This is a genomic window from Streptomyces sp. NPDC006296 (genome assembly GCF_040613235.1).
GTDB lineage: Bacteria > Actinomycetota > Actinomycetes > Streptomycetales > Streptomycetaceae > Streptomyces.
Genome location: NZ_JBEXRT010000006.1, coordinates 97,201 through 116,692 on the forward strand (window position 1 = coordinate 97,201; position 19,492 = coordinate 116,692).

The following is a 19,492-nucleotide window of genomic DNA, read 5'->3' on the forward strand; positions in this document are numbered from 1 at the left end:
GGGACGCGCAACGTGGCGCATTCCACAGCGAGCCCGGGCGGAAGTGTCTGGCGCGTCGGCTGACGGCCGCGAGAAGGTACACCTCCGCGCGCGTCTCGTGCCGCGCGGGGGGCCCGCTCGTTCTTGTTGACGAGCGCCGGCGTGCCGTGGTTCGGGCATCCCGGACGAAGGGCGAAGGAGCACTGACGATGGGCGAGGGGTACGCATGACTGACACCGGCCAGATCCCGGGCGAGGGACTGCCGGAGGACGCAGGCATGGTGGAGCAGCCGGGCGTCCCCGCGCCGGACGCCTACACCTACCTCGAACCCTCCGAGCCTGCCGCCGAGGACGACGACCTGCTGCTGATGCCCGCCGCCCAGGGGGCGTGGAGCGACGCCCCGGCCGCACCCGCCGCCGCGTCCGCGCAGGTCCCGCCGCAGGGCCAGGCCGCGAACGGCACGCACGGGTCCCCTGCGGCGGGCGTCGGGGGCGTCCGCATCCCGGCGCACATGCCCGTCCAGGTCCCGGTCGCCGCCGCGCCCGGCCGGCGTCCGCTGCACCGCGGCCCGGCGTCCACCGAGGCCCCCTCCTACGGCGGTTCGCACACCGGCGGAGTGGTCCGCTCGCTCGCGGACCGGGGACCGGCCGGTCCGCAGAACCCGAACCCCGTGCCCGTGCGGCACGCCGGACCGCCCACCATCGGTCCCGAGTACTTCGAGGTCCCGGCCGACGCCGGGGCCGCCCTGCCCGGCCCGCAGGTGGGCGAGATGCCGCCGCAGGGCGCCCCGGCCTGGGGCGCGCCCGAGCCCGTGCCGGCCCCGGAGCCGGTCGCGGTGCCGGAGGCCGCTGTGCCCGCCCCGGAGCCGGTGCCGGCCCCGGAGCCGGTCGCGGTGCCCGTGGCCGCCGCCGAGCCCGAGGCCGCGGCGGAACCGGCGGTCGTGCCGGAGGCGGCGGTGGAACCGGCGGTCGCGCCGGAGGCCGCTGTGCCGGAGGTCGTGGTGCCCGAGGCGGTTGCGGCGCCGGAGGCCGTGGTGCCCGAGGCCGCTGGGGAACCGGCGGCGGTGCCCGAGGCCGCGCTGCCTGAGGCGGTCGTGGTGCCGGAGGCGGTTGCGGCGCCTGAGCCCGTGGCCCCCGAGACTGTAGACATGCCCGAGGCGGTGGAGGCGCCCGAGGCCGCCGTGCCCGAGGAGCCCGTCGTACCCGCCGAGCCGGTCGTCCCCGCCACGCCCGTGGTCTCCGCAGAAACGGTCGCTCCGCAGCCGGTGGCGGTCCAGGACGCTCCCGTCGAGCCCGCGGACGAAGCGGTGAGCGAGGTCCCGGTCGCCGCCCCCGCCGAGGTCCCGGTCGAGGCGCCCGCCGAGACGGTCCCCGAGACGGCTGTTCCGGCTGTCCCCGTCGAGCCCGCGGCGCCGCTCGCGGCCGACGAGGCCCCCGAAACCGTCGCCGCGCCGGCCGGGCCCGAGCCGGTGGTCGAGCCCGAGCCGGTGGTCGAGCCCGAGCCGCCGGCCGAGCCCGTGAGTGCACCGGTCGCCGAGCCCGAGCCCGAGCCGGTGGCCGAGACGGTCGCTCCTGAGCCTGCGGTCGTGGTCGAGCCCGTGGCCGAGCCCGCGCCCGTCGTGGCGGAGCCCGAGCCGGCCGTACCCGAGGCCACAGTGGTCGCCGAGGTCCCGGACGCGCCGGAGGCCCCGGAGACTCCGCAGGCGGTCGACGTCCAGCAGCCCGAGATCCAGCCCGAGCCCGTCGCGGAGGACGTACCGGCCGCCGGACCGCAGATCCTCGCCGCGGTCGAGCCCGACAGCGGGCCCGAGGTCGTCGAGGCCCCGGAGGCCGCCCCCGCAGCCGAGGACCCCGTGGTCGACCCGTCGCTCGCGGAGCCCCTCGCGGTCGCGGTGCCCGTCACCGAGATCCCCCCGGCCGAGGCCCAGGCACCCGCCGCGGAAGCCCCGGCCGAAGCCCTCCCCGCCGAAGCCCTCCCCGCCGAAGCCCTCCCCGTCGCGCCCGCGGAGGAACCGCAGGCCGCCGAGGAACCGCAGGCCACCGAGACACCGGCCGAAGCCGAGGCCACCGAACCCGGCACCGAACCCGGCATCGAAGCCGAGGCCGGCGCCGAAGCCGGGGCCCAGCCGCCGCCCGAGGCTGCCGAGACCGCTCAGGCCACCGAGGCCGCAGCGGCCCCCGTCGCCCCTCCGGCCCCCGGCTACGACGACGCCGAGCGCGAAGCCGTCCTGCGGGTCATGCGGGAGCGCCGGGACATCCGCAACGGTTTCCGCAGCGACCCCATCCCGCACGAGGTCCTCCTCCGCGTCCTGGAGGCCGCCCACACCGCGCCGAGCGTCGGACACTCGCAGCCCTGGGACTTCGTCGTCATCCGCTCCGCCGAGACGCGCCGTTCCATGCACGAACTGGCCCAGCGCCAGCGGGAGGCGTACGCCAAGTCGCTGCCCAAGGCCCGGGCCAAGCAGTTCAAGGAACTGAAGATCGAGGCCATCCTCGACACACCGGTGAACATCGTCGTCACCGCCGACCCCACCCGCGGCGGACGCCACACCCTGGGCCGGCACACCCAGCCGCAGATGGCCCCGTACTCCTCGGCGCTCGCCGTGGAGAACCTGTGGCTCGCCGCCCGCGCCGAGGGCCTCGGCGTCGGCTGGGTCAGCTTCTTCGACGAGCGCGAGATGGTCCGTGCGCTCGGCCTGCCCGAGCACCTCGAAGTCGTCGCCTACCTCTGCGTCGGCTACGTCGACGAGTTCCCCGAGGAGCCCGAGTTGATGCAGGCCGGCTGGGCCAAGCGACGCCCCCTGTCCTGGGTGGTCCACGAGGAGACGTACGGCCGGCGTGCGCTCCCCGGCGAGGAGCCGCACAACCTCCTCCAGGAGACCATCGCCGGCATCCGCCCGCTGGACGCCAAGGCGCTCGGTGAGGCGTGGGAGCGGCAGAAGCGGATGACGAAGCCCGCCGGTGCGCTCGGCATGCTGGAGATCATCTCCGCCCAGCTGTCCGGACTGTCGCGGCTGTGCCCGCCGCCCGTCCCCGAGCCCGCCGCCGTCGCGATCTTCGCCGGTGACCACGGGGTCCACGCCCAGGGCGTCACGGCGTGGCCGCAGGAGGTCACCGGCCAGATGGTCGCCAACTTCCTCGGTGGCGGCGCCGTCTGCAACGCCTTCGCCGCCCAGGTGGGCGCCGAGGTCTGCGTCGTCGACGTCGGCGTGGCGGTCGAACTGCCCGCGACGCCCGGTCTGCTGCCCCGGAAGGTCCGCCCCGGCACGGCGGACTTCACCACCGGTCCCGCGCTCACCCGCGAGGAGGTGCTCGCCGCGATCGAGGTGGGCATCGAGACCGCCCGCGATCTGGTCGCCGCCGGCAACAAGGGCCTGCTCACCGGTGAGATGGGCATCGCCAACACCACCGCCTCCGCCGCGCTGATCTGTGTCTACACCGGCCTGGACCCGTCGGAGGTGACCGGCCGCGGCACCGGGATCAACGACGAGATGCACGCCCGCAAGGTCGATGTCGTCCGCCGGGCCCTGGAACTGCACCAGCCCGATCCGGCCGACCCGATCGGGGTGCTGGCCGCGGTCGGCGGTCTGGAGCACGCCGCCATGGTGGGCTTCCTGCTGGGCGGTGCCTCACTCCGTACGCCGGTGATCCTGGACGGCGTGAGCGCCGGCGCGGCCGCGCTGGTCGCCCGGGCGATCGCCCCCGAGGCGCTCGCCGCGTGCATCGCGGGCCACCGCAGCGCCGAACCCGGTCACGTCGCGGCCCTCAACAAGCTGGGCCTGCGCCCGCTGGTGGACCTGGATCTCCGCCTCGGCGAGGGCACGGGCGCGCTCCTCGCGCTGCCCATCGTGCAGAGCGCCGCCCGCGCGATGCACGACGTGGCCACCTTCGACTCGGCGGGTGTCACGGAGAAGTAGCCGACCCGGTGTCCGGGAGGTGCCCGTCCGGACACCTCCCGGCCCCGTGCGAGGCCCCGGCACCCCGGCGCTCACGCACCCGGGCGTCCCGGGAGCCTCGCGCCCGGGAGCCCCGGCGGCCCCCGCGGACCCGGTCGGCGGAGCCCGGTCCGGCCGTCGTCCGCCCGGGCACGCGTCCACCGACCGTGGCAGGGCCGGCGCCGGGGTGCGACCGGCGCGGACGGTGCCGTCGCCCGTCATCCGCCTGCCGTACCACCCCGCGGAACCGCCCCGGCCACCGTGCCGATCACCCCGTATCGTGTTCCCACGCGTCACCGCTCCATCGTCCGACCCGCCCACGTCACCGCCGCTCCACCGCCGCAGCGGCCCGCAGCACACCGCACCCGCCCGAGGAGCCCGCACGACCATGGCCGAGTATGACGATCACCCCGCCTACCCCGTCGGACTGCGTCTGAACGGGCGCCGTGTCGTCGTCGTCGGCGGCGGCCAGGTCGCCCAGCGCCGGCTGCCCGCCCTCATAGCGGCCGGGGCCGACATCACCCTGGTCTCACCGTCCGCGACCGCGTCCGTCGAGGCGATGGCCGACACCGGTGAGATCCGCTGGGAGCGCCGCAGGTACCGGGACGGTGACCTCGCGGACACCTGGTACGCCCTCGTCGCGTCCTCCGACGCGGAGGCCAACGACGCCGCGTCCGCCGAGGCGGAACGCACCCGCACCTGGTGTGTCCGGAGCGACGACGCGGAGGCGGCGACCGCCTGGACCCCGGCCACCGGCCGCAGCGAGGGCATCACCGTCGCCGTCCTCAGCACCACCTCGCACGGCCGCGACCCCCGGCACTCCGCCGCCGTCCGCGACGCGATCGTGGAAGGGCTGCGCGACGGCACCCTCGCCGCCCCGCACCACCGCACCCGCGCCCCCGGTGTCGCACTGGTCGGCGGCGGGCCCGGCGACCCCGACCTGATCACGGTCCGCGGCCGCCGCCTCCTGGCCGAGGCCGACGTCGTCATCGCGGACCGCCTCGGCCCCCGCGACCTCCTCGACGAGCTCCCGCCGCACGTCGAGGTGATCGACGCGGCGAAGATCCCGTACGGGCGCTACATGGCGCAGGAGGCGATCAACCAGGCGCTGATCGACCACGCCAAGGCCGGCCGGTCCGTGGTCCGGCTCAAGGGCGGCGACCCGTTCGTCTTCGGCCGCGGCATGGAGGAGGCGCAGGCGCTGGCCGCCGAGGGCATCACCTGCACCGTGGTCCCCGGCATCTCCAGCTCCATCTCCGTCCCGGGCGCCGCCGGCATCCCGGTCACCCACCGGGGGGTCGCCCACGAGTTCACCGTGGTCAGCGGCCACGTCGCTCCGGAGGACCCGCGGTCCCTGGTCGACTGGAAGGCCCTCGCCCGCCTGCGCGGCACCCTGGTCCTCCTGATGGCCGTCGACAAGATCGGTGCCATCGCCCAGGCCCTCGTCACCCACGGGAAGGACCCGGGGACCCCGGTGGCCCTGGTCCAGGAGGGCACCACCGCGGCCCAGCGCAGGGTCGACGCGACCCTCGCCGACGTCGGTGAGCGGGTCGTCGCGGAGGCGGTACGGCCCCCGGCCGTCATCGTCATCGGCGACGTCGTCGGCGTCGGCCCGGAACCGGCCGGACCGCTCGCGGACTGACCGCGCCTCCACCGTCGTCCACCACCACGACGGCGCCCCCGTAAGCACCGGCCCCGTACGACGCGGCCCCGCACGGTCGCGTCGTCGCACGGTCCCGACCCGCATGATCCGGTCCCCGCTCGGTCCGGTCGTCGTGCGGTGACCCGACCGCCGTCCCCTTCCCCTCCGACAAGGCAAGGAGCACCCCGTGGCTGAACTCATCACCGCCGACGACCCGGACGACCCGCGCCTCGGCGACTACACCGGCCTGACCGACGTCGAGCTGAGGCGACGGCGCGAACCCGCCGAGGGCCTCTTCATCGCCGAGGGCGAGAAGGTCATCCGGCGCGCCCTGAACGCCGGCTACACGATGCGCTCCATGCTGCTCTCCGCCAAATGGGCCGACGTCATGCGCGACGTGATCGAGGAGGCCACCGCACCGGTGTACGCGGTCACCCCGGCCCTCGCCGAGCGGGTCACCGGCTACCACGTGCACCGCGGGGCCCTCGCCTCCATGCAGCGCAAGCCGCTGCCCGGCGTCGGGGAACTGCTGTCCCCGGAGGGCGGCCGGGTCCGGCGGGTCGCCGTGTTCGAGGACATCGTGGACCACGCCAACATCGGGGCCGCCTTCCGCAACGCCGCCGCACTCGGGGTCGACGCCGTCCTGCTCACCCCGCGCTGCGCCGACCCGCTCTACCGGCGCGCGGTGAAGGTCTCCATGGGGTCCGTCTTCCACGTCCCGTGGACGCGCCTGACCTCCTGGCCGGACGACCTCGCCCTGCTGCGGGAGACCGGCTTCACCACCGCCGCGCTGTGCCTCAGCGACAGGTCGGTCACCCTGGACGAACTGGTCGCGCGCCGGCACGAGAGGCTGGCGCTCGTCTTCGGCACCGAGGGCGACGGCCTCACGCCCCGGGCACTCGCCGCGGCCGACGTGCACGTGCGGATCCCGATGGACGCCGGGGTCGACTCGCTCAACGTGGCCGCCGCCTCCGCCGTCGCCTTCTACGCGACCCGCGCCGACCCCGCCTGACGCACCCGTCCCACGACGGTCCGGCGGGACGGGGCACCGCCCGCGGGTGCGGGGACGGATCCCGCCGGTCACCGGGGGAAACGGGCCTCCGACAGGCCGACGGCGGCCCCGTCGTACGTCGGCTGCGTGCCGCCCAGCCCGCGCGCCGGGCCCTGGCAGCCCTGTGCCGCCGCGATCCCCAGGGCGACCAGCAGCGTCACCACGACGAAGACGACCAGCCGCTGACGCAGCAGCCGCGGGTTGGCCGGCCGCCGCTTTCCGGCGTTCCCCGCCGACGTCGTCCGGACACCGGACCGGGAGGCCTGCCTGCCGTTCGTGCCCTTCGGTCCCGGAGGCTGCTGACCGGAGCGCGGCCCGCCGCGCGGGGCCCGGGACTGCGAGCCACCCGTACGGGGCGCAGCCGGGCGGGACGAGGACGCCGGACGCCGCCCCGGAGACCGCGACGCCGAGGAGGCGCTCCCGGCGGTCCGGCGGCCCGACTGCTCGGTGTAGGGACCTTCCAGCCGGCCGGTGGGCCGCTCCAGCTCCTGCTCGCCGCGCTGCGCGGGCGGGCGGCGCTCCTGCAGCCCCTGCGCCTCGCGTGCGGCGATCTCCTTGAGCCGCATGGAGAGCTGCAGGGTGCTCGGCCGGTCCTCGGGGTCCTTCGCCAGACACGCCCGTACGAGCGGGGCGAGCGCGTCGTGCACGTCGAACAGGTGCGGTTCCTCGTGGACCACGCGGTAGAGCATCACCTCGGAACTGCCGTGCCCGAAGGGTGAGTCGCCCGTCGCCGCGTAGGCCAGGGTGGCGCCCAGCGAGAAGACGTCCGTCGCGGGCGTCACCGCGGCGCCGCGCACCTGTTCGGGCGCCAGGAAGCCCGGCGAGCCGACGGCCGTCCCGACGTGGGTCAGGGTGCTGGCCCCGGTCGCCCAGGCGATACCGAAGTCGATGATCCGGGGGCCCTTGGGGGAGAGGAGGATGTTCGACGGCTTCAGGTCACGGTGGACGACCCCGGCCTCGTGCACCGCCACCAGCCCCTCCGACAGCGCCGCCCCGATCGAGGCCACCTCGGCGGCCGGGAGCGGCCCCTCCTCGGCGACCTTGTCGTGCAGCGAGGGGCCGGGCACGTACTGCGTCGCGAACCACGGACGGTCTGCCTCCAGATCGGCGGCCACCAGCCGGGCCGTACAGCCGCCGCGGATCCTCCGGGCGGCCGACACCTCGCGTGCGAAGCGCGAGCGGAACTCCTGGTCCTCCGCCAGGTCCGGCCGGATCACCTTGAGCGCCACCCGCTGGCCCCGGCGGTCCGAACCCAGGTATACGACGCCCATGCCGCCCGCGCCGAGCCGCCGGTGCAGCCTGAACGATCCGACGAGACGCGGGTCCTCGCGCCGGAGCCGCATCATCGCCATCGTCTGCCCATCCCCGCTGCCGGTCCGCCTGACGAGGCACAGCTTACGTACCCGTGGCGCGGCGCGCTCAGAGGCCGCGCCCTCGCCGGCCCATCGATTGTCAGTGCCCGGTGGGAGAATCGAAGCGTGGTCAGGGAGCCGGAGATCCAGGTTCCTTGGCCCGTGCGAGATCTCAAAGGACCGTCGCAGAAGGGGGATTGGATCAATGAAGGGCGATCGTGTGGAAATAGTCGTGGACGCGGGTGACACGACCAGGACGTACGAAGTGGTGGCCTCCAGGGCAGGCCGCCGGGTGGAGACAGCGGTCCGCCGGGGTGTGGTGGAAGTGAGTGAAGTCACCCGAAGTGGATCAGTTGTCCGTACCGCCCGCTTCATGGCGACCCGGGTGCTCGCCCTGGTCGAACAGCCGGTCCCCCGGGAGGACGAATCCGAGCGCCCTCCCGCCGCCGCCTGAGCCCGCCGCCTCCGCCCCCGGGACACGCAGCCCCGGGGGCAGGGGCTCCCACGCCGTCCCCGGGGGCCCGCGGTGCGCGGCGCCGTGGCCGGGGTCCGGCCGCCTCGCGTCGCCCGATGGGGGAGCGGGGCGAGCGGAGGCCGCCCCGGGCTCGCGGCGCCGCGCCACCCGGGGGAGGAGGGGCACCGGGATCGCCCCGCGCCACCGGGAGGCTCGGCGGAATCCGCACCCCCCGTGAGCCGGCCCGTTGTCCCTCAGAGCCGCCCGTCGTCCCCGGCGGGCGTACGACGACGGCCCAGGCGCGCCTCACCGTGTGCTCGGAACGCCCGGACACCTCCGCGACGCGGGCCTCCCTCCCCGCCCGACGCACCGCATCCGACGCCGCCCGCCGCCCCGCCGGCGACTCCGGGCAGCCCTTAGGTGCCGGGTGCCGTCACCACCACCGCTTCTCCACCCAGGGGAGTACACCGAAGGCCGCCGGCTCATCCTCCGGGAGGCCCGCCAATCGGTACGCGGGCATGACGCCGTGCGGCCGGCGTCTCCCTAGTCTTGGAATCAAGCGGCGGGTGCGGAACTCGTCCCCCGAGGCCAGACGCCCGCCGCTCTCGACCAGTCAGGAGAGGAACCATGGCGGACACGGCTGTGCGGACCATCATCCGCACGCAGGGCCGCAGGGCGTACGCCTCGTTCGGCGCACGCCCGTCCGGCACCCGCCACCCGCTGGTGGCGACGGCCATGGTCCTTCCCCTGGCGGCCCTGCTGGTCGTCGTGTTCGGCGGCTGGGACGCAGTGGTCACACAGGCGTCGTCCGTGGGCGTGATGCTGGGGCGCTGAGCGGCGCCCCGGGTCCGGAAGAGCGGTCCGGACCGGGACATCCGGCCAACAGCCCCGTGGGGACGGGGGTGCGGCGGACGGCAGCGTTTGTCCGGTCAGCTGGGGAGCTGGCCGGACATCGCGCTGTCCGGGCCCGTGCGGGCCCGCCGCGTACGATCGCCGCCGGGGCCCGCCGCGCGGCCGGCCGACACCTCCGCGGGAGCAGAGCCGATGACCACCACCCCCGTTGTCCGCGCGCTGGGCGAACTCGCGCACGACCGCGCGCACCCCGCGACGACGCCGTGTGCCTGCGCCCCTCCCCGGGTGCTCGCGGACCGTCCCGACGGCACGGTGGTCCGCAGCGGCCCGGTCGTCGCCAAGGCCCACGCCCCGGACTCCGACACCACCGCCCTGGCGGCCCGGCTGGCCCTGGCCGGATCGTCCCCGCTCGCGGGCATCCTGCTCCCGCCGCTCCCCGCCCCGGACGGAACGCCCACCGCTGCCGGCGGGCGCACCGTCAGCCTCTGGCCCTACGGCCGGCCCGTCGACCCCGAGGACCCCGACGCCGCCCCCTGGGAGGAGGCCGCCGTCCTCCTGGCCCGTCTGCACCGCACCCCACCGCCCCGCTCCCTCCCCCCGATGCGCGGACCGGCCAAGGCCGCCCGTGCCGTCGCACGGATGTGCGGGGCGCGGCCCGGTGACCCCGTCACGGCGCCCGTCCTGGCCGCCTGGCACGGGCTGCCCCGCTGGGCCCGTGCCGAGGCGCCCGCGCACCGGGACCGCCGGATCTGCCACGGCGACCTGCACCTCGGCCAGCTCGTGCGGCACCCCGCACCCCGGGGCCCCTGGCTCCTCATCGACATCGACGACGCGGGCCTCGGCGATCCGGCGTGGGACCTCGCACGGCCCGCCGCCTGGTACGCGGCCGGACTGCTGCCGGCCGAGGTCTGGCTGCGCTTCCTCGACACCTACCGGGCCGCCGGCGGCCCGGCCGTGCGCGCCGCGGGCGACCCGTGGCCCGAGCTCGACGTGCCGGCCCGGGCGCTCACGGTGCAGACGGCCGCAGTCGCCCTGGCCAAGTCCGCTGCGGAGGAACGCGTTCCGGACGAGGTGGAACAGCTGATGATCGACGCGTGCGCCCGAATCGCCGCCGTCCCGCCCCAGTTGGTGTCCGACTCCGCGTCGTAGGCTGAGGCGATCGCCGCCGGGCATGCATCCGGCGACGTCCCACGAGGAGGAGTCGGTCCGATGATCCAGTGCCCCAAGTGTCATGCCCAGATGCACACCTACAACCGCAACGGCGTCCAGATAGAGCAGTGCAGCGGCTGCCGGGGGATCTTCCTCGACTACGGCGAGCTGGAGTCCCTGACCCGCCTGGAGTCGCAGTGGGCGCAGCAGGCCCCGCCCCCGCCGCCCGCCCCGCAGGCCTACCCCGCGGCTCCGGCCCCCGCCTGGGGCGCGCCGCACCAGGGCGGCCACTACGGCGGCCACCACCACCGCCAGAAGAGCTTCGGCCGGATGCTGTTCAGCTCCTGATCCGGCGCCCTGAACGGGCGGTGCGGCAGGGCGGGTCCGGGTGTGGCGCCCGGACCCGCATTGCATACGGTCGACCGACTTCCGTTCATGATCTGGTCATGGACGCGGCTGATGCCTAGAGTGCGGGTGCATGAACTTCCTCGACAGGTCCCGAACTGTCGCGCCCCCGGGGTGGAGCCGCTGGCTCGTACCGCCCGCCGCGCTCGCCGTGCATCTCTCCATCGGACAGGCCTACGCCTGGAGCGTGTTCAAGCCGCCGCTCGAATCCGCCCTCGACCTTTCGGGTACCGCCAGTGCTCTCCCGTTCCAGCTGGGCATCGTCATGCTCGGGCTCTCCGCCGCCTTCGGCGGGACCCTCGTCGAACGCAACGGCCCCCGCTGGGCGATGTTCGTCTCGCTCGTCTGCTTCTCGTCCGGTTTCCTCGTCGCCTCGCTCGGCGCGGCGACCGGCCAGTACTGGCTCGTCGTCCTCGGCTACGGGTTCATCGGCGGCATAGGCCTCGGCATCGGCTACATCTCGCCCGTCTCCACCCTCATCAAGTGGTTCCCCGACCGGCCCGGCATGGCGACCGGCATCGCCATCATGGGATTCGGCGGCGGCGCCCTCATCGCCTCGCCCTGGTCCACCGGGATGCTGGAGAGCTTCGGAACCGACCGCTCCGGCATCGCCACCGCCTTCCTCGTCCACGGCGTCGTCTACGCGGCCTTCATGACCCTCGGGGTGCTCCTCGTGCGGGTGCCGGCGGACGGCTGGCTGCCGGACGGCTGGGAACCGAAGCAGGAGACCCGGCGGCTCGTCACCAACGCCCAGGTCTCCGCCCGCAACGCCCTGCGCACCCCGCAGTTCTGGTGCCTGTGGGTCGTCCTCTGCATGAACGTGACGGCGGGCATCGGCATCCTGGAGAAGGCCGTGCCGATGATCCAGGACTTCTTCGCCGACACCTCCACCCCGGTGTCCGTCTCCGCGGCGGCGGGCTTCGTCGCCCTGCTCTCGCTGGCCAACATGGGCGGCCGCCTGCTGTGGTCCTCCACCTCGGACCTGATCGGCCGCAAGAACATGTACCGGGTCTACCTCGGCGTCGGCGCGCTCATGTATGTGGTCATCGCCCAGCTGGGCAACGACTCCAAGCCGCTGTTCATCTGCTGCGCGCTCGTGATCCTCTCCTTCTACGGCGGAGGCTTCGCGACCGCTCCCGCCTACCTGCGGGACCTCTTCGGCACGTACCAGGTCGGAGCCATCCACGGCCGGCTGCTCACCGCCTGGTCCACCGCCGGGGTGCTCGGCCCGCTCATCGTCAACCGGGTCGCCGACGCGGGGGAGCGCGCGGGACACAGCGGCCCCAGCCTCTACACGACCTCCCTGACGATCATGATCGGGCTGCTGGTCGTCGGCTTCGTGGCCAACGAATGCATCCGCCCCGTCCACGCACGCTTCCACGAGGCACCGGAAGGGAGCCCCCGTGTCCACCAGCAGTCGTAAGCCACTCATGGTGTTCGTCTGGCTCTGGGTCGCCGTGCCCTTCGCCTACGGCCTCTACGAGCTCGCGCGCAAGGCCACCCAGCTCTTCACCGGCTGACCCGCACCCCGCACGACGAAACCCCCGGTCGTCGAGACGACCGGGGGTTTCGGCTGGTGCGCGATACTGGGATTGAACCAGTGACCTCTTCCGTGTCAGGGAAGCGCTCTCCCGCTGAGCTAATCGCGCAGGGTGACCCTGCGTGTACTGCGTGCGCGATACTGGGATTGAACCAGTGACCTCTTCCGTGTCAGGGAAGCGCTCTCCCGCTGAGCTAATCGCGCGGGGATCCTTGCGGACCGGTGGACGATACTGGGATTGAACCAGTGACCCCTTCCGTGTCAGGGAAGTGCTCTCCCGCTGAGCTAATCGTCCTTGGAGGTGGAGACGGGATTTGAACCCGTGTAGACGGCTTTGCAGGCCGTTGCCTCGCCTCTCGGCCACTCCACCAGGGGTGGGGGTTCGGGAAGATCCCCCACCTTCTGCGAGCGGACGACCAGGTTCGAACTGGCGACCTCAACCTTGGCAAGGTTGCGCTCTACCAACTGAGCTACGTCCGCTTGTCTTTCCCAGGACCGCTTGCGCGTCCCGGCGACGTGTTGAACTCTAGCGGATTCCCGGGCCAGTACAAAAACGCGTTTGCGCAGCGTGCTGCGCCGACGCCGCCCGCCGCAGGTCATCGCGTGCCGTCCTAGACTCGGTCACGTGCGCGCCCTCACCCCCCTCGCCCGCTTCGGAGGCCTCGTCGCCTCCGGTCTGCGGGACGTCACCAGCGACCCAGCGGCTCTCGATTCGTCCGGCTTCTGGGCGGTCTCCGCCGGTTTCGAGGGGCGTACGGTCTGTGCCCGCTTCGACACCGTGCGGCGCGAGGAGGTGCCCCTCCCGGTGCCCGGCGCCTGGCGGGGACCCGCCCCCGCCGACTGGACCTCCTCGCTGGACAGGGCCGCCTACACGGCGGGCGTACGGCGGATCCGCGAGCACATCGCGGCCGGCGACGTCTACCAGGCCAACCTCTGCCGGGTGCTGTCCGCTCCGCTGCCCGGACCGGCGGCCGACGTGGACGCCCTCACCGCCCTGCTGGCCCGCGGCAACCCGGCCCCCCACGCGGGCACGATCCGGCTCCCCGGGCACGGGGTGGAGATCGCGACGGCCTCGCCCGAGCTCTTCCTGGCGCGCGACGGCCGGAGCGTCCGGTCCGGGCCGATCAAGGGCACCGGCCGCACCGAGGACGACCTGCTGGAGAAGGACCACGCGGAGAACGTGATGATCGTGGACCTGGTCCGCAACGACCTGGGACGGGTCTGCGTGCCCGGCAGCGTCGGCGTCCCCGACCTCTGCGCCGTGGAGAAACACCCGGGGCTCGTCCACCTCGTCTCCACCGTGCGCGGGCGGCTCGCCGAGGGGACGGGATGGCCCGGTCTGCTCGCCGCGACGTTCCCGCCCGGCTCCGTCACCGGCGCGCCGAAGTCCAGCGCGCTGGGGATCATCGAGGCGCTGGAACCGGTCCCGCGCGGTCCCTACTGCGGAGCCGTCGGCTGGGTCGACGCCGACCGGGGCACCGCGGAACTGGCCGTCGGCATACGGACCTTCTGGATCGAGCGCACCGGGCCCGCCCCCCTCCTGCGCTTCGGCACCGGAGCCGGCATCACCTGGGGATCGGATCCGGAGCGCGAATGGGCGGAGACCGAGCTCAAGGCCGCGCGGCTGCTCGCGGTAGCGTCGGGAACCCACGGGGGACACGGCCAGGACGAGCACCACGGGGAAACGGAAAGGACCGCGTCATGAGGATCTGGACCGGCGGCGGACTGCGGGACGCCGACGACGCACGGCTGTCCGTGCTCGACCACGGGCTGACCGTGGGGGACGGAGTCTTCGAGACGGTCCGGGTGGCCGGCGGGCGTCCCTTCGCCCTCACCCGGCATCTGGACCGGCTGACCCGCTCGGCGCGGGGGCTCGGGCTGGCCGACCCGGACCACGACGCCGTCCGCCGCGCGGTGGCGGCCGTCGTCGAGGCCAATCCCGTGGAGCTCGGACGGCTGCGCATCACCTTCACCGGCGGCCCGTCCCCCCTGGGTTCCGACCGCGGCGACGACGGCCCCAGCCTCGTCGTCGCCCTGGAGGGCACGACGCGCAGGCCGGACAGCACCGCCGTGGTCACCGTCCCCTGGACGCGCAACGAACGCGGCGCGGTGACCGGCCTCAAGACGACCTCGTACGCGGAGAACGTCGTCGCCCTCGCGCGCGCCCGCGGCGAGGGCGCCTCCGAGGCGATCCTCGCCAACACCGTCGGACAGCTCTGCGAAGGCACCGGCTCCAACATCTTCGTCGTCCTCGACGGCCGGATCCACACCCCTCCGGTCGCATCGGGCTGTCTGGCCGGAATCACCCGCGCCCTGACGATGGAGTGGGTCGGCGCGCAGGAGACCGAGCTTCCGCTCGACGTGCTCGAACGGGCCGACGAGGTCTTCCTCACCTCGACCCTCCGCGACGTCCAGGCCGTCCACCGGGTCGACGGCCGGGAGCTGCCCGGCGCCCCCGGCCCCGTGACCGCGAAGGCCATGCGGGTCTTCGACGAGCGCGCGGCGGGCGATCTCGACCCCTGAGCGGGTCGCCCCGCGGGCCGGGCCGGGTGAACCGGAATCCGCAAAGCGGGTGACGGGCCGCCGTCCAGCGGATAGAACACCCTGATGACCACGACCATCCGGCCGGCCGAGCCGGTCCAGCAGGGCGCCGACGGCGCGCGGGCACGCACGTACGACGTGTGCGACAACGGGCGGGCCGTGGGCGCCGTCGGCATCTCGACGGACCCGGCGTTCGGCCCCACGGCGGGTGTGCTCCGGTCCCTCGGCATCGACGAGGCGCACCGCAGGCGGGGGCGCGGCACCATCGCCGCCCTCGCCGCCGAGGAGGTGCTGCGCGGCTGGGGGTGCACCCAGGTCCGCCTGGTGGCCCCCGCGGACAACGGCGCCGCACGGGCCCTGGCCGCCGTGCTCGGCTACACCGAGCGCAGTCGGAACATGCTGAAGACCCTCCGGCGGACCGCACCCGCGCTGCCCCCGGGGGTCACCGGACGCCCGATGACGGAGCCGGAGTTCGCCGCGTGGGCGGCCGTCAGCGTCGGGACGTACGCGCGGAGCTGGGCGGAGCGCGGCGTCCCCGAGGAGCAGGCCCGGCGCAAGTCCGAGGCCGACCACGCCGAGAACCTGCCGGACGGCCTGGCCACCCCCGGCATGTACTTCCACGTCCTCGTGCACGAGGGAACCGTCGTCGGCCACGTCTGGGTGGCGCGGCGTGCGGAGCCGGAGGGCGACGACCTCGGCTTCGTGTTCGACGTCGAGGTGCGGGAGGGGCACCGGGGGCGCGGCTACGGCCGGGCGCTGATGCACCTCGCCGAGGACGTCACGCTCGACGCCGGCCTCGGCCTGCTCGGCCTGCACGTCTTCACCACCAACACCCCGGCGCTCCGCCTGTACGAGTCGCTCGGCTACGAGGTCACGCAGTACAACCTCGCCAAGGCGCTCTAGCGTCCGGCGGAGCGGGCGGGCGCTGCGGTCAGGCGGAGCCGGCGAGCAGGCGGTCGGCGATCTCCTCGATCCGCGCGCGCAGCCCGTCCTGGCTCGTGCCGCCGTCCAGCCGCTCGTCGCCGATCACGTACGTCGGCGTGCCGGTGACGCCGATCGCCTTGCCCTCGGCCTGGTCCGCGTCCACGATCAGCAGATGCCGGCCGTCGATCAGGGCGGTGTCGAACTCCTCGGCGTCCAGACCCAGGTCGCCCGCCACCTCGATCAGCAGGGGCTCGCCCGAGCGGGCCAGGTCGGCGGTGCGGGCCAGGACGGCCTCGACGTACGGCCAGCCCCGGCCCTGGGCGAAGGCCTCCTCGGCCGCCTGCGCCGCCGCGTACGCGTGCTTGTGCTTCTCCAGCGGGTAGTGGCGCAGCCGGACCTCCAGCCGGTCGCCGTAGCGGGCGCGCAGGGCGTGCAGGTCGGAGAGGGCCCGGTGGCAGTCGGGGCACTCCAGCTCGCACCAGACGTCCAGGACGACCGGCGCTGCGGAGGAGGAGGAATCGCTCATGCGGCCAGTCTTCCAGGCCCTGCCGGTGCGCCCCACACGGGACCCGGGGAGGAGCGAGGCCCTGAAAAGTCCCTGATGTGGTCCCGCGCCGTGGATCCCGGGGCGGTGCCCGGTGCAGGATGGAAGGGACGTGTCCCGATCGCTGGAGGTTCCGATGCTTGCCGAGACCATCTGTTCCGCTGTGTCGGCGGCGGGCCTCGGCATCGCCGCGATCGCCGCCTACCGCAAGCGGTTCCTGACGGCGACCAGGATCTTCGCCTACGCGCTCGTGCCCGTCGGCCTGGTGATGACCGGGGTCGTGCGGTGGGCGTCGGACATCGTCTTCAAGCCGGGCGTCTGGATCGGCTTCGGTCTGCTGGCCGCGGCCTGGCTGCTCTTCATGACCACGCGGGCCGTGGAGCGGCGCAGCGGTTCGACCCGGCGGGAGCGCCGGGCCGCCCGGTCCGCCGAGGGGGGTGCCGCCGTCGCCCCGGCCGCCTCGTCGCCCTCCCTGACGTCCGGGGCCGGTACGGGCGCTCCGCAGGCGCAGGGCCGCACCGCGGCGAAGCAGGCCGCCCCGGCGGACGACTTCAGCGACATCGAGGCGATCCTCAAGAAGCACGGCATCTGACGGGCCGCCCCGGAGCTCCGGGGCGGCCGCTCGTGACCGGACCGCGGGATCCCTCGGGTGTGAATCGATTCATGCGGGTCGGTCGAGTGGCGAAGGATCCGCCGGCCGTCCGCTTCTCGGTATATTCGGGTTGCGGTGCACCGATCTTGACGGTATCCGGTGGGTCCGGTTAGCGTCGCGAGCGGATTGAAACAATTCAATCCGCCGAGCGAGCCCGGGCGGCGGCGCGGCGCACCATGTCGCGGGCCCGTGGACGGACCGGTGGACCCGGCGCCGACGCGCGGCGGCCGGACGTATCAGTGGGGCAGGGCAAGTGGGGCGTGTGGCAGGGATCAAGGACGTGGCCCGGCAGGCCGGGGTCTCGGTGGGCACGGTCTCCAACGTGATCAACCGCCCCGAGGCGGTGCTGCCCGACACCCGGGCCCGTGTGCTGGCGGCGATCGAGGACCTCGGCTACGTGCGCAGCGAGTCCGCGCGGCAGCTCCGGGCCGGCCGCAGTCGCATCATGGCGCTGCTCGTGCTGGACATGGGCAACCCCTTCTTCGTCGACGTCGCCCGCGGCGCGGAGCGCGCGGCCCGGGACGCCGGACTCGGCGTCATGGTCTGCAACAGCGGCCAGAGCCAGGAGGAGGAGGCCGAATACCTCGGCCTCTTCGCCGAGCAGCGGGTCTGCGGAGTGCTGGTCACCCCCGCCGACGCCACCGGGGGCAACCTCGAAGCCTTCGCGCGGCACCGGATCCCGTACGTGCTGGTCGACCGGGTGGCGACGTCGACCGACAGCTGCGCCGTCTCCGTGGACGACGTCCGCGGGGGCACGCTCGCCGTCGGCCACCTCGTCTCGGCGGGGCACCGCTCGGTCGCCTATGTGAGCGGCCCCGGCGACCTCCACCAGATCAGGGACCGCCGTCAGGGCGCCCTCGCCGCGCTGGCCGAGGCGGGGCTCGGCCCCGAGGCGCTCGTCGAGATCCCCTCCGACCGGCTGGACGTCGCCGCGGGCCGCGACGCCGGTGCCCGGCTGCTCGGTCTCGTCCCCCGGCCGACCGCGGTGTTCTGCGCCAACGACCTGCTGGCGCTCGGCGTCCTGCAGTCGCTCTACGCCGCGGGCGTGCGGGTGCCGCAGGACATCGCCATCGTCGGCTACGACGACATCGAGTTCGCCGCGGCCGCCGCCGTGCCCCTCACCTCGGTCCGGCAGCCCGCCGTGGTGATGGGCAGGATGGCGGCGGAACTCCTCCTGGAGGAGGCGGACGACGAGGACGGCAGCCACCGGCACCGCAGTGTGGTGCTCCAGCCGGAGCTCGTCGTCCGCGCCTCCAGCGCCGCGCCGCGCTGACCCCGGGGAGGGTCCCGGCGGAGTGCCGGGGTGCCGGTGCTCCACCGGTGGGCGAACACCTGCGGGACCTTCGGTCGGGCGAGCGAATCCGTACGACCCGGAGTGGGTGAACTAGCCCTGCGAAACGCTCTGTTGATCGCGAACAGGGGCAACTCTGCGCCATGATCGCTACGAGATGGTGGACACATCCCGGGGCGACGTCCCCGCACCCCCTGTCGAAGAGCCGCGTGGCTGCCTCTTCGCGCTTTCCCAGCCGCCCCTGATGATCTTCCTGACGGTGGTCGGCAGCCTGCTGCTGATGGCCGCCCTGCACGATCTCTTCCTCCTGTGAGCGGCCGAGGGGCGGGGGCACCCGCCGCCGCGCCCGTCCGGCCCCCTCCCCGGGGACGTGCGGCTCAGCCCGCCGCTTCGCGCCGCCGCGCCCGGTACGCGGCGACGTGGAGCCGGTTACCGCAGGTGCGACTGGAGCAGTAGCGGCGGGAGCGGTTCCGCGACAGGTCGACGAAGGCGTGGCGGCAGTCGGGGGCCTCGCACCGCCGCAGCCGGTCCTGCTCTCCCGAGACGACGATGAAGGCCAGGGCCATCCCGCAGTCGGCCGCGAGGTGGTCCGCGATGGAGGCGTCCGGCGCGAAGTAGTGGACGTGCCAGTCGTAACCGTCGTGGTCGGTGAGCTGCGGTGTGGTGCCGGCCTCCGCCACCAGCGCGTTGACCAGGTCGGCCGCGGTGCGGGCGTCGGGCGCCGCGAATATCTCGGCGAACCGGCTCCGGACGTCCAGCACGGCCCCCAGGTCCTTGTCGCCGAGGGTTCCGACGCCGCTGATGTGGTGGCGCTCCGCGAAGGCGTAGAGCGCGGGGAGGTCCGCCAGACCGTCGCCCGGACCCTCCTGACGTGCGGTGTTCACCAGATCGACCACCACGTCGAGGGCGATCCGGGTGTCGTGAGGGATCAGCACGTTTCGCTCCCTGGCCTCCGGCGGACGGGCGCCCGCCGATGCCGGCTGACTCTACTGGCTCCGCGGGGGCGCCCACGGCCCGCGGCGGGCCCGGCAGGGGCTCGGCGGGCCCCGTGCGGGACCGGCGGGGGAGCGGGCCGGGCGGCTCGTGCCGCCCTGCCGGGCGCGGGCCGGTCCTCCGGAGCCCTGCCGGCCACGTGGCGGCCCGCCGGCACCCTTCGGCGACCTCGCGACGCGAGGCGGCGGG

17 protein-coding genes and 5 tRNA genes are annotated in these 19,492 nt (G+C 74.5%); 14 read left to right on the forward strand and 8 right to left on the reverse strand.

Annotation, left to right across the window (positions count from 1 at the left end; translation table 11 throughout):
- The first annotated feature begins 205 nt into the window (after positions 1-205).
- The 3 genes from cobT to ABZ172_RS06400 all read left to right on the forward strand — a co-directional run bounded on the left by cobT (position 206) and on the right by ABZ172_RS06400 (position 6,567).
- Complete coding sequence (gene cobT, locus ABZ172_RS06390) at positions 206-3,895, forward strand: nicotinate-nucleotide--dimethylbenzimidazole phosphoribosyltransferase (RefSeq protein WP_356880746.1); 3,690 nt, start codon at positions 206-208, stop codon at positions 3,893-3,895.
- A 406-nt stretch (positions 3,896-4,301) separates the two neighbouring features.
- Positions 4,302-5,555, forward strand: coding sequence for a uroporphyrinogen-III C-methyltransferase (cobA, locus tag ABZ172_RS06395; protein ID WP_356880748.1), 1,254 nt, complete (start codon positions 4,302-4,304; stop codon positions 5,553-5,555).
- A 187-nt stretch (positions 5,556-5,742) separates the two neighbouring features.
- The gene (locus ABZ172_RS06400) at positions 5,743-6,567 is read left to right on the forward strand and encodes an RNA methyltransferase (protein ID WP_356880750.1); all 825 of its coding nucleotides are present in this window, start codon (positions 5,743-5,745) and stop codon (positions 6,565-6,567) included.
- 68 nt (positions 6,568-6,635) lie between these two features.
- Here the strand turns inward: ABZ172_RS06400 and ABZ172_RS06405 are convergent, their stop codons facing one another.
- Complete coding sequence (locus ABZ172_RS06405; RefSeq protein ID WP_356880752.1) at positions 6,636-7,958, reverse strand: serine/threonine-protein kinase; 1,323 nt, start codon at positions 7,956-7,958, stop codon at positions 6,636-6,638.
- 205 nt (positions 7,959-8,163) lie between these two features.
- On the opposite strand from ABZ172_RS06405, the gene ABZ172_RS06410 reads away from it, so the two are divergent.
- From ABZ172_RS06410 to ABZ172_RS06430, 5 genes are all read left to right on the forward strand, one after another.
- On the forward strand, positions 8,164-8,412 hold the full coding sequence (locus ABZ172_RS06410; RefSeq protein ID WP_356880754.1) for a hypothetical protein: 249 nt from the start codon (positions 8,164-8,166) through the stop codon (positions 8,410-8,412).
- 627 nt (positions 8,413-9,039) lie between these two features.
- Complete coding sequence (locus tag ABZ172_RS06415; RefSeq protein ID WP_356880756.1) at positions 9,040-9,246, forward strand: hypothetical protein; 207 nt, start codon at positions 9,040-9,042, stop codon at positions 9,244-9,246.
- A 210-nt stretch (positions 9,247-9,456) separates the two neighbouring features.
- A complete protein-coding gene (locus tag ABZ172_RS06420) occupies positions 9,457-10,413 on the forward strand; it encodes an aminoglycoside phosphotransferase family protein (RefSeq protein WP_356880758.1) in 957 nt (318 codons plus the stop codon).
- A 60-nt stretch (positions 10,414-10,473) separates the two neighbouring features.
- A complete protein-coding gene (locus tag ABZ172_RS06425) occupies positions 10,474-10,761 on the forward strand; it encodes a zf-TFIIB domain-containing protein (protein WP_356880760.1) in 288 nt (95 codons plus the stop codon).
- 130 nt (positions 10,762-10,891) lie between these two features.
- The gene (locus tag ABZ172_RS06430) at positions 10,892-12,241 is read left to right on the forward strand and encodes an OFA family MFS transporter (RefSeq protein WP_356880762.1); all 1,350 of its coding nucleotides are present in this window, start codon (positions 10,892-10,894) and stop codon (positions 12,239-12,241) included.
- Positions 12,242-12,392: 151 nt separating this feature from the next.
- On the opposite strand, the gene ABZ172_RS06435 is transcribed toward ABZ172_RS06430, so the two are convergent.
- The 5 genes from ABZ172_RS06435 to ABZ172_RS06455 form a co-directional block, all read right to left on the reverse strand.
- Positions 12,393-12,467 (reverse strand) — tRNA-Val (locus tag ABZ172_RS06435).
- Between the two features lie 23 nt (positions 12,468-12,490).
- A tRNA-Val gene (locus ABZ172_RS06440) sits at positions 12,491-12,562 on the reverse strand.
- 19 nt (positions 12,563-12,581) lie between these two features.
- Positions 12,582-12,653: transfer RNA gene (locus ABZ172_RS06445), tRNA-Val, on the reverse strand.
- A 1-nt stretch (position 12,654) separates the two neighbouring features.
- Positions 12,655-12,728, reverse strand: a tRNA-Cys gene (locus ABZ172_RS06450).
- Positions 12,729-12,765: 37 nt separating this feature from the next.
- Positions 12,766-12,838 (reverse strand) — tRNA-Gly (locus ABZ172_RS06455).
- Between the two features lie 145 nt (positions 12,839-12,983).
- Between ABZ172_RS06455 and ABZ172_RS06460 the strand changes: the two genes are divergently transcribed.
- From ABZ172_RS06460 to ABZ172_RS06470, 3 genes are all read left to right on the forward strand, one after another.
- Positions 12,984-14,063, forward strand: a complete 1,080-nt coding sequence (locus ABZ172_RS06460; RefSeq protein WP_356880764.1) for a chorismate-binding protein — start codon at positions 12,984-12,986, stop codon at positions 14,061-14,063.
- Positions 14,060-14,881 (forward strand): aminodeoxychorismate lyase, encoded by an 822-nt coding sequence (locus ABZ172_RS06465; protein ID WP_356880766.1) that lies wholly within the window; start codon positions 14,060-14,062, stop codon positions 14,879-14,881. Before ABZ172_RS06460 ends, ABZ172_RS06465 begins: the two co-directional genes overlap by 4 nt.
- An 84-nt stretch (positions 14,882-14,965) precedes the next feature.
- A complete protein-coding gene (locus tag ABZ172_RS06470) occupies positions 14,966-15,802 on the forward strand; it encodes a GNAT family N-acetyltransferase (RefSeq protein ID WP_356880768.1) in 837 nt (278 codons plus the stop codon).
- 28 nt (positions 15,803-15,830) lie between these two features.
- Here the strand turns inward: ABZ172_RS06470 and ABZ172_RS06475 are convergent, their stop codons facing one another.
- Positions 15,831-16,349 carry a DsbA family protein gene (locus tag ABZ172_RS06475; protein WP_356880770.1) on the reverse strand — a complete coding sequence of 173 codons (519 nt, stop codon included), beginning with the start codon at positions 16,347-16,349 and terminating at the stop codon, positions 15,831-15,833.
- Between the two features lie 154 nt (positions 16,350-16,503).
- Between ABZ172_RS06475 and ABZ172_RS06480 the strand changes: the two genes are divergently transcribed.
- From ABZ172_RS06480 to ABZ172_RS06490, 3 genes are all read left to right on the forward strand, one after another.
- Positions 16,504-16,959 (forward strand): hypothetical protein, encoded by a 456-nt coding sequence (locus ABZ172_RS06480; RefSeq protein WP_356880773.1) that lies wholly within the window; start codon positions 16,504-16,506, stop codon positions 16,957-16,959.
- A 313-nt stretch (positions 16,960-17,272) separates the two neighbouring features.
- Positions 17,273-18,292 (forward strand): LacI family DNA-binding transcriptional regulator, encoded by a 1,020-nt coding sequence (locus ABZ172_RS06485; protein ID WP_356880775.1) that lies wholly within the window; start codon positions 17,273-17,275, stop codon positions 18,290-18,292.
- Positions 18,293-18,467: 175 nt separating this feature from the next.
- Entirely contained in the window at positions 18,468-18,623 is a 156-nt protein-coding gene (locus ABZ172_RS06490) for a hypothetical protein (RefSeq protein ID WP_356880777.1), read from the forward strand.
- Between the two features lie 64 nt (positions 18,624-18,687).
- Here ABZ172_RS06490 and ABZ172_RS06495 read toward each other — a convergent pair whose 3' ends face one another.
- Positions 18,688-19,245, reverse strand: a complete 558-nt coding sequence (locus tag ABZ172_RS06495) for a CGNR zinc finger domain-containing protein (protein WP_356880779.1) — start codon at positions 19,243-19,245, stop codon at positions 18,688-18,690.
- Positions 19,246-19,492: the final 247 nt, after the last annotated feature.

Bases quoted from the DNA above. Each gene is read 5' to 3' on its own strand.
- cobT (WP_356880746.1), top strand. From the start codon at position 206: ATGACTGACACCGGCCAGATCCCGGGCGAGGGACTGCCGGAGGACGCA.
- cobA (WP_356880748.1), top strand. From the start codon at position 4,302: ATGGCCGAGTATGACGATCACCCCGCCTACCCCGTCGGACTGCGTCTG.
- ABZ172_RS06405 (WP_356880752.1), bottom strand. From the start codon at position 7,958: ATGGCGATGATGCGGCTCCGGCGCGAGGACCCGCGTCTCGTCGGATCG.
- ABZ172_RS06410 (WP_356880754.1), top strand. From the start codon at position 8,164: ATGAAGGGCGATCGTGTGGAAATAGTCGTGGACGCGGGTGACACGACC.
- ABZ172_RS06415 (WP_356880756.1), top strand. From the start codon at position 9,040: ATGGCGGACACGGCTGTGCGGACCATCATCCGCACGCAGGGCCGCAGG.
- ABZ172_RS06420 (WP_356880758.1), top strand. From the start codon at position 9,457: ATGACCACCACCCCCGTTGTCCGCGCGCTGGGCGAACTCGCGCACGAC.
- ABZ172_RS06425 (WP_356880760.1), top strand. From the start codon at position 10,474: ATGATCCAGTGCCCCAAGTGTCATGCCCAGATGCACACCTACAACCGC.
- ABZ172_RS06430 (WP_356880762.1), top strand. From the start codon at position 10,892: ATGAACTTCCTCGACAGGTCCCGAACTGTCGCGCCCCCGGGGTGGAGC.
- ABZ172_RS06465 (WP_356880766.1), top strand. From the start codon at position 14,060: ATGAGGATCTGGACCGGCGGCGGACTGCGGGACGCCGACGACGCACGG.
- ABZ172_RS06470 (WP_356880768.1), top strand. From the start codon at position 14,966: ATGACCACGACCATCCGGCCGGCCGAGCCGGTCCAGCAGGGCGCCGAC.
- ABZ172_RS06475 (WP_356880770.1), bottom strand. From the start codon at position 16,349: ATGAGCGATTCCTCCTCCTCCGCAGCGCCGGTCGTCCTGGACGTCTGG.
- ABZ172_RS06480 (WP_356880773.1), top strand. From the start codon at position 16,504: ATGCTTGCCGAGACCATCTGTTCCGCTGTGTCGGCGGCGGGCCTCGGC.
- ABZ172_RS06490 (WP_356880777.1), top strand. From the start codon at position 18,468: ATGGTGGACACATCCCGGGGCGACGTCCCCGCACCCCCTGTCGAAGAG.